This window comes from Bradyrhizobium sp. TM239 (assembly GCF_036247985.1).
GTDB lineage: Bacteria > Pseudomonadota > Alphaproteobacteria > Rhizobiales > Xanthobacteraceae > Bradyrhizobium > Bradyrhizobium ottawaense.
This window is the reverse complement of sequence record NZ_BTIR01000026.1, coordinates 1-12,533: the sequence shown is the minus strand read 5'-3', so window position 1 is coordinate 12,533 and position 12,533 is coordinate 1. Positions and strand designations below refer to the sequence as shown.

Annotated in this window: 8 protein-coding genes; 7 read left to right on the top strand and 1 reads right to left on the bottom strand. The window is 63.2% G+C overall.

Features of this window, described 5'->3' with window-relative positions:
- Nucleotides 1-8 precede the first annotated feature (8 nt).
- The 3 genes from AABA84_RS32425 (at nt 9) to AABA84_RS32415 (ending at nt 3,956) form a co-directional block, all read left to right on the top strand.
- Nucleotides 9-788, top strand: a complete 780-nt coding sequence (locus tag AABA84_RS32425; protein ID WP_338314167.1) for an enoyl-CoA hydratase/isomerase family protein — start codon at nt 9-11, stop codon at nt 786-788.
- A gap of 1 nt (nt 789) precedes the next feature.
- The gene (locus AABA84_RS32420) at nt 790-2,655 is read left to right on the top strand and encodes an AMP-dependent synthetase/ligase (RefSeq protein ID WP_338314166.1); all 1,866 of its coding nucleotides are present in this window, start codon (nt 790-792) and stop codon (nt 2,653-2,655) included.
- A gap of 77 nt (nt 2,656-2,732) precedes the next feature.
- Nucleotides 2,733-3,956 (top strand): ABC transporter substrate-binding protein, encoded by a 1,224-nt coding sequence (locus AABA84_RS32415; protein WP_212246798.1) that lies wholly within the window; start codon nt 2,733-2,735, stop codon nt 3,954-3,956.
- Nucleotides 3,957-4,028: 72 nt separating this feature from the next.
- Here the strand turns inward: AABA84_RS32415 and AABA84_RS32410 are convergent, their stop codons facing one another.
- Nucleotides 4,029-4,889, bottom strand: coding sequence for an AraC family transcriptional regulator (locus AABA84_RS32410; RefSeq protein WP_173015766.1), 861 nt, complete (start codon nt 4,887-4,889; stop codon nt 4,029-4,031).
- Nucleotides 4,890-5,260: 371 nt separating this feature from the next.
- Between AABA84_RS32410 and mdeB the strand changes: the two genes are divergently transcribed.
- The 4 genes from mdeB to AABA84_RS32390 are packed head-to-tail and all read left to right on the top strand — an operon-like array spanning nt 5,261 to nt 12,493.
- Nucleotides 5,261-7,939 carry an alpha-ketoglutarate dehydrogenase gene (gene mdeB / locus AABA84_RS32405; RefSeq protein ID WP_338314165.1) on the top strand — a complete coding sequence of 893 codons (2,679 nt, stop codon included), beginning with the start codon at nt 5,261-5,263 and terminating at the stop codon, nt 7,937-7,939.
- Nucleotides 7,940-7,956: 17 nt separating this feature from the next.
- Nucleotides 7,957-9,225, top strand: a complete 1,269-nt coding sequence (locus AABA84_RS32400; RefSeq protein ID WP_338314164.1) for a 2-oxo acid dehydrogenase subunit E2 — start codon at nt 7,957-7,959, stop codon at nt 9,223-9,225.
- 8 nt (nt 9,226-9,233) lie between these two features.
- Nucleotides 9,234-10,946: a dihydrolipoyl dehydrogenase gene (gene lpdA / locus AABA84_RS32395; protein WP_338314163.1), complete on the top strand. Its 1,713-nt coding sequence runs from the start codon at nt 9,234-9,236 to the stop codon at nt 10,944-10,946.
- A 17-nt stretch (nt 10,947-10,963) separates the two neighbouring features.
- Entirely contained in the window at nt 10,964-12,493 is a 1,530-nt protein-coding gene (locus AABA84_RS32390; protein WP_212246791.1) for an acyl-CoA carboxylase subunit beta, read from the top strand.
- Nucleotides 12,494-12,533 lie beyond the last annotated feature (40 nt).

Below are 12,533 nucleotides of genomic sequence, written 5' to 3'. Positions count from 1 at the left end.
TGAAATCAATGTCGCAATACGGCTACAAGTACCTGATCGTCGAGCAGCGCGCCACTGGCGTCGCGATCGTCACGATGAACCGCCCGGAGATCCTCAACGCGATCAACTGGGAGATGCACGAGGAGCTCGAAGACGTCTTCGTCAAGCTGGATCACGACAGTTCTGTCAACGCGATCGTTGTCACCGGTGCGGGCCGCGGATTTTGCTCTGGTGGCGATCAGAAGTCGCTGGATAAGGGAACGCTGCCGTCCCCGACGCGCAGCGGTCGCCACCTCATCCGCAACATGCTGGAAGTCGAAGTGCCGATCGTCGCGGCCGTCAACGGTGTCGCGGTCGGCCTGGGTGCCACGCTCGCGCTGTTCTGCGACGTGATCTATGCGAGCTCGACAGCCCGTTTCGCCGACACGCATGTCAATGCCGGCGTCGTCGCGGGCGATGGCGGCGCGGTGATCTGGCCGCTGCTGATGGGGCCGGTACGCGCGAAGCACTATCTGATGACCGGCGAATTCATCTCCGCCGAGAAAGCGGCTGCTATCGGTATGATCAACGAGGTGGTCGCAGACGGCAACGTTCTCGATGCCGCGATCGAATACGCCGAACTGCTGGCAAGCGGGCCGAAGGAATCGATCGTGTGGACCAAGTACAGCGTCAACAAGATCATCAAGCAGTACGCCCACCTGCTGCTCGACACCTCTGCGGCGCTGGAGATGTTGACGTTCAAGTCGCCCGAGCGGGCCGAGGCGGTTGCCGCATTCGCGGCCAAGCGCAAGCGTTTCGCGGAGCGCTGAGATGAACGTCGCTGAGATGACATCCGGCGCCCAGTTGGCGGATACGACCGTCGTGCAGCTTTTGGCCGCGCGACTCGCGGAGCGGCCCGACAAGATCGCCTTGCAACAAAAGCGTCACGGCGCCTGGACCGCCATGACGTGGGGCGCCTATGCGCAGCGTGTCGTGAACCTGGCCAGCGCGCTGCGGCGTGCTGGTCTCGAGCGCGGCGATCGGGTCGCGATCATGGGCGATTCGTCCGAGGAATGGCTGATCGCCGACATGGCCACGATGTGCGCCGGCGGCGTCATGGTGGGCGTTTACTTCACCTCGTCACCCGAAGAAGTGGCTTACTGCTTCACGGATTCAGGCGCGAAGTTTGCGTTGGTCGGCGGGGAGCCGCAGCTTCGCATCGTGCTCGCCTCCGGTCGGGCCGAGCAGCTCCGCGGCATCATCGTGCTCGACCCGGATTGGACCGGCGAGGCCTCGGCGTCGATCAAGTCGCTGGCCGACTTTGTTGGAGCACACGATGTCGATGCGCATGACTATCTGCAGAAGGAGAGCGCGACAGCAAAGGCGTCCGATGTCGTCAGCATCGGCTATACGTCCGGGACGACCGGAAACCCCAAAGGCGCCATGCTGACGCACCTTTCCATTCTCGCCGGCGTTCATTGCATCACCCTGTTCGGCCCCAGCATGCGCGAAGAGGAACACCGGGTGGTCGTGCATTTGCCGATGTCGCACACTGTGGCGCGCGGGCAGGCGACCACGTTGCCGCTGATCGCTGACGCAGTTCCATATTTCGGCGAGACGACCGCGGACTTCGCCCAGACGATCAAAGAGGTGAAGCCGACCTACTATATGGCGCCGCCGCGGTTCTACCAGCGCTTTGCGACACAGATCCTCAGCAAGGTGCATCCCGCCGGGGAAGCGGGAGATCAGAACTACACGCTTGCCGTGACGATCGCGCGCAGGGCGCTCGAAGACCGTCAGCGCGGCCACGAGGATGCCTTCGTCTCGAAACTGTTCGCGGCCTGCCGCGAGCAAGTGTTCCTGCCGCTGCTCGCGGAGGTCGGTTTCGACGAACTGAAGGTCGCGTTCACCTCGTCGGCGGCGATGCCGTCCGAGCTGATGTCGCTGTGGCAGTTGTGGGGCTTGCAGCTCAAGGAGTGCTACGGCCAGACCGAACTGGTCGGTGCCAATCTGGTGCAGATGGCGGAGTGGCCGAAGGCCGGCAACGTCGGGGTCCCGCTGCCGGATCCGGCCTGGGAAACCGCCGTGCTCCAGGACGGCGAGATGATCGTCCGTGGACCGGGATTGTTCGCGGGCTATTGGAACAAGCCGGACGAGACGAAAGCGGCGCTTCGCGACGGCTGGCTCTACACCGGCGACATCGTCGAAGTGTCGCCGGAAGGAACCTTCAAGCTTGTCGACCGGAAGAAGGAGATCATCAACACGTCGAACGGCAAATCGATCAGCCCGACTCAGATCGAAAACGAGCTGAGGCACAGCCCGTTCATCTCCGAGGCGGCTGTGATCGGCGAGGGGCGAAAATATCTCACCGCCCTGATCGAAGTGGATGCCACCGCCACAATGGACTGGGCGAAGTCGCGCGACGACAAGATCGCGAGTTACGCGGACCTGGCAGGCTCCGAGATCGTCAACCGGCTGATCGAGGCGGAGATCGGCAAGGCCAACGGAAGGCTGGCGCGAGCCGAGCAGATCAAGGCGTTCCGCATTCTGCCGGAGGAGCTGTCGCTCGAGAACGGCGTGATGACGCCGACGCGGAAGAAGCGTCGCAAGCAGATCAACGAGCGCTATCAGTCGCTGATCGCGTCGCTCTACGACGAAGCCGAGGAAGAATTGATCAAGGCCGAGATGGGCCTTTGAGGTCGGCGGTCGGTCCCAAAACGTACGAAGCTACCAGTCGAGATAAGATTTCACTCCTTCAGCAACAGGACATCGAGATGACCAAGCGAAGCGGAATCACGCGGCGGACGATTGTCGGAAGCGGATTGGGAATTGCGGCAGGCCTGGTATCAAGGCCATCGTTTGCGGCGAACACGAAAGTGAAAGTCGGAGCGATCATGCCCAGCAGCGGCGTGCTGGCGTTTCCCGGTCAGGCCTGCGTGCGCGGCATCGATCTCGGCGCCAAATTCGCGCGTGAGAAGTTCGGCCTCGACATCGAGATCGTTCACGCCGATACGCAAAGCCGTCCGGAGAACGGCCGGATTGCCGCCGAGAGCCTGATCCGGCAGGGCTGCACCGTGCTGATCGGCGCGTGGGATTCCGGTGCCACCATTTCGGCGCTGCAGGCCTGCGAGGCCGCCAAGGTGCCGATGGTGGTCCACATCGCGAGCGCCACCCAGGTAACTTCACAGGGCTTCACCCAGGTGTTCCGCTATTACCCCACGTCGCTGACCATCGTGCGGCAATCGTTGACCGAGCTGAAGTCCGTGCTCGGCACGCTGAAGGATCCGCCGAGCAGCGCCGTCGTTCTCCATCTCAACAACACGATGGGGCAGTCGACGGCGGCCAGCATCGATCAGGCGTGGAAGGAAGTGGATGTTCCGCTCAAGATCGCGCAGTACGTTGCCTATGACGAGAAGGCCAAGGATCTGTCGGTGGAAGTTGCCAAGGCGAAAGCGTCGGGTGCCGATGCTTTGATCTCGGTCACGCGCGTCAACGACGCGATCATGATCGCGCGCGAATGCATCAAGCAGGGCTGGGATCCGAAGATGGTGTTTTCGCCCAACTCCAACGGCGTGTCCGACAAGGCGTATCACGACGCGCTCGGAAAGTATGGTGACGGTCCGGTTCTGTCGGCGTTGTGGCTCAATCCCAAGGGCGCCGAGACCGACAAGATCATGAAGATGTTCGCGGCCGACTACCCGAACGACTGGTTCGATGCCAATGCGGGCTGCGCGTTCGAGGCGGTGCAGATCGTCGCAGACGCCGTGACGCGGGCGGCTTCGCCGGAGTCGGCGGCGATTCACGGCGCGCTCAAGAAGACCGACATGAAGCCGATCCTGATGTACGGCGACAACACCAAGTTCGACGAGACCGGCCAGAACATCCACTGTTCGATGGTGATGCTGCAGGGTTTGAAAGGCAGGCCTCGGGTGGTGGCTCCAAAGGCCATTGCGGAAGCGTCGCTCGAGTATCCGCTTGCGCCTTACAGCAAACGCTGACGTCGTTACGGGCGGCCCCGCGAAAGCGTCGCGGGGTCGCGGTCGTCAAGTGCCCAGGCAGGGACGTGCGAGCTAGGGCAAACTGTCCGAATTAATCAGGCGCGACCGCTCGGCAAGGAAGCGGCGGGGGCTCTTTCCCATCGTCTTCTTGAACATCGTGATGAACGCGCTGGGGGTTTCGTACCCCAGTTCCAGCGACACCGCCTGGACCGAAGTGCCCGCCGTGAGGCGTTGCATGGCGATCAGAATGTGGAGACGCTGGCGCCAGCGCCCGAAGGTCATCCCCGTTTCCTTGGCTATGAAGCGTGCGAAGGTACTCTCGCTCATCGCGTAGCGCGAGGCGACTTCGTCCATCGTGCTGCGGTCGCCCGGATTATTCAACAAGGAGGTCGCGAGGTGTTGAAGACGGGCGTCGGGGGAGATCGGCAAATACATTTCATCCGTCGTCGACATCTGCACGAGTTCGTCGAGCAAAACCCGGCCGAGACGGCTGGTCGGTCCTTCCAGCGGATAGAGCGGTGGGAACACCGAGAGGCGGTGGATCAATTCCCGCACCAGCGACGTGATCATCAGCGTGCAGCAGGTCCGCGGCAGCATGCTGACCTGCGGATCGATGAACACTGTGTAGAGTTTGCCGAAATCGGCCACGCAATTGCTGTGCTGCACGCCGGCCGGGATCCATACCGCGCCTTGCGGAGGCACGATCCACAAGCCGCCAGGCGCCCGGCACATCACCGAGCCATGAGATGCGACGACCAATTGGCCTTTGCGATGTGAGTGCAGCGGCAGGTCGTCGTTGTCTTTGCTGGTTTCGAGACAGAATGAAGTGACGGGACGATCGAACTGATCCGGATCGACGGGATCATAGTTGATCCGAAGATCGGGCAGATCCATTCGCGCAAAATCGCGATCGAACTCGGTCTCGGGCGGCATTTCAATCCTGCCAATTCGTCAAGTCAGTCAAGCCTTGATGCAGATCCTGCTGCTAGCCGAGGTTAGCTGTTTTGAAAGGTCAGGTCACTAGTCGCGGCGAGCCGTCGAGTTCGCTGATCTGCGACAAGATGCCCGCTACTGCGGCGTGAGCGCTGAGCGATGCGGCATGCTGCGCCGTGACCAAGCGGGAGCACCTGTCAGGCGGCCGACGGCTCGACCACTCGCCCGATTAAACCAACAGCAGAGAATGCTGCGATACGAGCCTCCGCGTCCCGCCGGAGCCGGGCAATCCGTCGGAACGCGGCCGAATTCAGCAGCACGTGCCATAGCACCCGATGCTACCAAGTGCGGGCTTTCTCGGAGCCCGACGCATGACTGCACACATCGATCCGCCACGCAAGGTCGTCAACGCCGATCAGGATGCGGTCGAAACCGCCGATTGGCTCGCCTCGCTTGGATCGCTCCACCACAGCGCCGGTGCCGAGCGCGTGCGTTACATCCTGGCTGCGCTCGATCGGCGCGCGAAGGAGCTCGGCGTTCTGCCGGACTCTCCGCCGTTTTCGCCCTATCGCAATTCTATTCCGCTCGAGCAGCAGAAGCCCTACCCCGGCGACATCGCGATCGAGACCCGCCTGACGGCGATCATTCGCTGGAACGCGCTCGCGATGGTGGTCCGTGCCAACAAGGCCTATGGGGAACTCGGCGGGCACGTCGCCAGCTACGCCTCGGCCGCGGAGATTTTCGAAGTCGGTTTCAATCATTTCTTTCGCGCGTCAAGCTCCGAGTCGGAGGGCGACTTGGTGTATTTCCAGCCGCATTCGTCCCCCGGAGTCTATGCACGAGCGTATCTCGAAGGCCGACTGTCGGACGAAAATCTGAAGCTGTATCGCCAGGAACTGAGCGGCCCCGGTCTGTCGTCCTATCCGCATCCCTGGCTGATGCCGGAGTTCTGGCAGGTGCCGTCGGCGTCGATGGGCCTTGGGCCGATCAGCGCGATCTACCAGGCGCGGTTCATGAAGTATCTGCGGCATCGCGGCCTGGTGCAGACGGCTGGTCGCCACGTCTGGGGTGTGTTCGGCGACGGCGAGATGGACGAGCCGGAATCGATCGCCGGGCTCGCCCTGGCGGCGCGGGAAAATCTCGACAACCTCACCTTCGTCGTCAATTGCAACCTGCAGCGCCTGGATGGGCCGGTCCGCGGCAACGGGCAGGTGATTCAGGAACTCGAATCACTTTTCCAGGGCGCCGGCTGGAACGTCATCAAGGTGCTGTGGGGATCGGACTGGGACGATATCTTCGCGCGCGATAGCACGCATGCGCTGCTGCGCAAATTCGCCGACACCGTCGATGGCAAATATCAGACGCTCGGCGCCAAGGATGGGGCCTACAACCTCGCCCACTTCTTCAGCGAGGATCCCGAGGTCCGGGCGCTAGTTGCGCACATGTCGGACGCGGATATCGACGGCCTGAAGCGCGGTGGCCACGACTTCAAGAAGCTGTTCGCGGCCTTTGCCGCCGCGAAAGACATTAAGGGGCGGCCGACCGTCATTCTGGCGAAGACCAAGAAGGGCTACGGCATGGGCGGCGCAGGCGAGTCGCGCATGACGTCGCACCAGGCCAAGAAGCTCGATGTCGACGCGCTGTATGCGTTCCGCGACCGGTTCGCCCTGCCGCTCAGCAACGAGCAAGTCGAGGAGCTGGAATTCTTCAGGCCTGCGGAAGACAGCGCGGAAATTCAGTACCTGCGCGCCCGTCGCGCGGCACTCGGTGGCTACATGCCGGCGCGGCGACGCGCTTCGGCGGCGCTGCCGGTGCCGCCGCTGCAATCCTACGCGGAGTTCGCGCTGCGCGGCGACGGCAAGGAGACGTCGACCACGATGGCGGTCGTGCGGCTATTCACCAATTTGCTCAAGGACAAGACGCTCGGACCGCGTATCGTTCCGATCGTCGCCGACGAAGCCCGCACCTTCGGAATGGCGAACCTGTTCAGGCAGGTCGGCATCTACTCGCCGGCGGGGCAGCTCTACGAGCCGGAAGATGCCGGCTCGATGCTGTACTACAGGGAGGCGATCGACGGTCAATTGCTGGAGGAAGGGATCACCGAGGCGGGAGCGATTTCGTCCTGGACCGCGGCGGCGACCTCCTACAGCATCCATAACTTCCCGTTGCTGCCGTTCTATATCTACTATTCGATGTTCGGCTTTCAGCGGGTCGGCGATCTGATCTGGGCGGCGGCGGACCAGCGCGCGCGTGGCTTTCTGATCGGGGCGACGGCCGGCCGGACGACGCTCGGCGGCGAAGGCTTGCAGCATCAGGACGGGTCCAGCCATCTGATGGCGGCGACCGTTCCGAACTGCCGGGCCTACGATCCGGCATTCTCCTACGAGATGGCCGTCATCGTCGATCACGGCATGCGGTCGATGCTCGAGCAGGGCAACGACGAGTTCTACTATCTTACCGCGATGAACGAGAACTATGCGCAGCCCTCGATACCCGACGATGCGCGCGACGGCATCATCAAGGGTCTCTATCGAGTTCTGCCGAGCGCTGACGGGCCGGCGCAGATCAGGCTGGTCGGCTCGGGCGCTATTCTTCCGGAGGCGCTCGCCGCCGCGGCGATGCTGAAGAGCGAATGGAAAGTGCCCAGTGAAGTCTGGTCGGCAACGAGCTTTTCCGAGCTGGCGCGGGAGGCGCGCGATGTGGAGCGAACTAATCGGCTCTCGCCACTGTCGACCCCGGTCGAGAGCCACGTCGTACAATGCCTCGGCGGCAAGGTGCCGATCGTCGCGGCATCGGATTATGTCCGGGCGTATCCGCAACTGATCGGTTCTTACATCGAGGCGCCCTATACGGTGCTGGGCACCGACGGCTTCGGGCGCAGCGATACACGCGCCGCGCTGAGATCGTTCTTCGAGGTCGATCGCAAGCAGATCGTCGTTGCGGCGCTGTCGGCGCTGGCAAAATTGGGTCAAGTGGCGCGTGAGCAGGTCGCCGAAGCCATCGCCAGCTACGAGTTGCCGACCGGCGTTACATCGCCTTGGTCTCGCTGACAGAGGGCGGAGCGCGCATGTCTCATTCAATTGAAGTCGTTCTGCCGGATATCGGGGACTACAAGGATGTTCCGGTAGTCGAAATCAATGTGTCGGTCGGCGACGAGGTCACGATCGACTTGCCGTTGCTATTGATCGAGTCCGACAAGGCGACGATGGAGGTGCCGTCCCCGGCCGCAGGCACGGTGGCCAAACTGATGATCGACGTCGGGACGCGGGTTTCTCAAGGTTCGGTCCTGATGATCCTCGAAGGGCGCGGTGAATCCATCGCGCCTGCGTCGGTGCCGCGGGTGGAGCAACAGTTCCCGCAGCAGGAGGTGCTGTCACAGCCGGCGCCCGCCGCTCCAGTCGATGGTTCGCGGGCACGTGCACAGCAGCCGCAGCCCAGCGGGGCTGCGCATGCGTCGCCGTCGGTCCGCGCTTTGGCGCGTGAGCTCGGCGTGGCGCTGGACTCTGTCGTGCCCACTGGCCCCAAGGGCCGGATTCTGCGCGAGGATGTGGCGGCCTTCGTCAACGGACTGGTGCGATCGGGACCGGCGATGGCGCCTGCGCCCGGCGCGCCGGTCGATTGGCCCAAGGTGGATTTCGAGAGGTACGGCGCGGTCGAGCGCCTGCCGATGACGCGGATCCAGAAGCTGACCGGCGTGAACCTCTCGCGCAACTGGAACGTCATACCCCATGTGACGAATTTCGACAGAGCGGATGTGACCGACGCCGAAGCCTTTCGTCAGCTCGCCAATGCCGAGGCTGCGAAGGGCACGGCGAAGCTCACCATGGTGTCGCTGCTGATCAAGGCCGCGGCCTTGGCGCTGCAGAAATACCCGCGCTTCAATTCCTCGCTCGATGGTGATGAGCTGATCTTCAAGCACTACGTCCACATCGGATTCGCCGTCGACACACCGAAAGGTCTGGTCGTGCCGGTGATCCGGGACTGCGATAAGAAGGGCCTTCGGCAGATCGCCGCGGAGATGCGCTCGCTCGCCGACAAGGCGCTCGCAGGGCAGCTCGCGTCGGGCGACATGCAGGGGGGCTGTTTCTCGGTGTCGTCTCTGGGAGGCGTCGGCGGTCAGGGATTTACGCCCATCATCAACGCGCCCGAGGTTGCAATCCTCGGAGCCGGGCGTGCCGCCACCGAGGCAGTCTGGAATGGGCGCGAATTCGAACCGCGGCTCGTCCTTTTCCTGAGTCTGTCGTGGGATCACCGGGTCGTCGACGGCGTGGCCGGGGCCCGGTTCCTGGGCTTCGTCGCGTCGGTGCTCTCCGATCTGCGGCGCTTCGCATTGTGAGGACGCAGATGCGGACAGAGGAAATCCGGGTCCCCGACATCGGGGATTTCCGAGACGTCGAGGTCGTCGAGGTCCACGTCAGGGCGGGCGACGTCGTCGTGCGAGAGCAGGCGTTGATCACAGTGGAATCCGACAAGGCCACGCTGGAGATTCCGTCGCGGATCGCAGGGGTGATCACGAGCATGTCGCTGCGTGTTGGAGACAAGGTGTCTCAAGGCTCCATGATTGGCACGGCGTCGGCGTCGGACGAAGCGGGCGCGCAAGGCGAGACGATCTCAGCGGATCAGGATGTTGGCCAGCGCGCAACAGATTATACGCGCTACGATCTTGTCGTGATCGGAGGCGGGCCGGGCGGCTATTCAGCAGCGTTTCGGGCCGCAGACCTTGGACTGAACACCGCGATCGTCGAACGCTACGGCACCTTGGGCGGAGTTTGCCTGAACGTTGGATGTATCCCGTCGAAGGCGCTGCTTCATGTTGCGGCCGTCAAGGAGGAAGCCGAACGGATCGCGGACAAGGGCATTCGTTTCGCCGCGCCGCAGATCGATCTGCAGGAGCTGCGCGCCTTCAAGCACGGCACTGTCAAGAAGCTGACGGATGGGCTGAGCCAGATGGCAGCAGCGCGCCGCGTCACGGTGATCCGCGGCATCGCGAAATTCGCCTCCGCCACGCGGCTCGAGATTGTCGGTGAGGGGGCAGGCTCGCAGCAAATTGAATTTGGTCAATGCATCATCGCCACGGGCTCGCGCGCGGTGCAGCTAGCGGTGCTTCCCAAGGATGAGCGGGTCGTGACCTCGACCGGCGCGCTCGCGCTGCGAAGCATTCCGGGCCGCATGCTCGTGATCGGAGCGGGGATCATCGGGCTGGAGATGGCGACCGTCTACAACTCGCTCGGCACCAAGATCGGTCTTGTCGAAAGGCTTCCCGATATCCTGGCGGGCGTGGATGCCGACGCGGTGAAGATCTGGCGTTCGCGCAACGCGCATCGCTTCGAGCATATCGACGTCGCAAGCAGCGTATCAACCGCCGAAATCACGCCGGACGGCGTGAGGGTCGGTACCACAGGCGCATCGGTACGGACACGATCGTACGATTTGGTGTTGCAATCGGCCGGCCGTGTTCCCAACAGTAGCGAGCTCGGCCTCGAACGGATCGACGTTGCCATCGATTCGAACGGCTTCATTCAGGTCGACGAGCAGATGAGAACGACGGCGCGCAACGTCTTCGCCATCGGCGACGTCGTCGGCGGTTCGATGCTGGCGCACAAGGCCGTTCACGAGGGGCACGTCGCCGCGGAAGTAGCTGCCGGGAAGCCGGCGGCCTTTACCGCGAAGATCGTCCCCAATGTCGCCTACACCGATCCTGAGATCGCCTGGGTCGGCAAGTCCGAGCGTGATGTCGCCGAATCCGGACGGAAGATCCGTTCGGCAAAATTCCCATGGGCCGCGTCCGGCCGGGCCATCGCGTCGGGCGCATCCTATGGCATGACGAAGCTGCTGTTCGACGCCGAAACCGGTCGCATCGTCGGGGGCGTGATCGTCGGACCGCATGCCGGCGATATGATCGGGGAAATCTGTCTCGCTATCGAAATGGGGGCTGACGCGATCGATATCGGAAAGACCATTCACCCGCATCCGACCCTCGGCGAGACGATCGGCATGGCTGCCGAAGTCCATGAGGGCATTTGCACCGACCTGCCTCCAATCGCCAGAAAGCGGTAGATCAGTTGGCCCAATCGATGTCCGTTATCGAAGCCCTTGAACAACGTCGCGCCGGTGCCAAACTCGGCGGCGGCGAGAAGCGCATCGACGCGCAGCATGCGCGCGGCCGCCTCACCGCGCGGGAGCGGATCGACCTGCTGCTCGACAAGCATTCGTTCGAGGAGATGGACATGTTCGTCCAGCACCGCTCCACCGAGTTCGGCATGGAGAAGAACAAGGTGCCGGGCGACGGCGTCGTCACCGGCTGGGGCACCGTCAACGGCCGCAAGACCTTCGTCTTTGCCAAGGATTTCACCGTGTTCGGTGGCTCGCTGTCCGAGACCCACGCGCTGAAGATCACCAAGCTGCAGGACTTGGCGATGAAGGCGCGGGCGCCCATCATCGGCCTCTATGATGCCGGCGGCGCGCGCATCCAGGAGGGCGTCGCGGCGCTGGCCGGCTATTCCTACGTGTTCCGCCGCAACGTGCTCGCCTCGGGCGTGATCCCGCAGATCTCGGTCATCATGGGCCCCTGCGCCGGTGGCGACGTCTACTCGCCGGCCATGACCGACTTCATCTTCATGGTGAAGAACACCAGCTACATGTTCGTCACCGGCCCCGACGTCGTGAAGACGGTCACCAACGAGGTCGTCACCGCCGAAGAGCTCGGCGGCGCCTCGGTGCACGCCACGCGCTCCTCGATTGCGGACGGCGCCTTCGAGAACGATGTCGAGACGATTTTGCAGATGCGCCGTCTCATCGACTTCCTGCCGGCGAACAACACCGACGGCGTGCCGGAATGGCCGAGCTTCGATTCCATCGAGCGGGTCGACATGTCGCTGGACACGCTGATCCCCGATAATCCGAACAAGCCCTACGACATGAAGGAACTGATCCTGAAAGTCGTGGACGAGGGCGACTTCTTCGAGATCGCCGAGGGTTTTGCCAAGAACATCGTCACCGGCTTCGGCCGTATCGCGGGCCGTACTGTCGGTTTCGTCGCCAACCAGCCGATGGTGCTGGCGGGCGTGCTCGACAGCGACGCCTCGCGCAAGGCCGCGCGCTTCGTCCGCTTCTGCGACGCCTTCAACATCCCGATCGTCACCTTTGTGGACGTTCCCGGCTTCCTGCCCGGCACCGCGCAGGAATATGGCGGCCTGATCAAGCACGGCGCGAAGCTCCTGTTCGCGTACTCGCAGTGCACCGTGCCGCTGGTGACCATCATCACCCGAAAAGCCTATGGCGGCGCCTTCGACGTCATGGCGTCCAAGGAGATCGGCGCCGACATGAACTATGCGTGGCCGACCGCGCAGATCGCGGTGATGGGCGCCAAGGGGGCGGTCGAGATCATCTTCCGCAGCGACATCGGCGACCCCGACAAGATCGCCGCGCGCACCAAGGAGTACGAAGACCGCTTCCTGTCGCCCTTCATCGCCGCCGAGCGTGGCTACATCGACGACGTCATCATGCCGCACTCGACCCGCAAGCGCATCGCGCGGGCGCTGGCCATGCTGGGTGACAAGAAGATGGAAATTCCGGCCAAGAAGCACGACAACTTGCCGTTGTAGGAAGAGCTGTGTTCAAGAAGATTCTGATCGCCAATCGCGG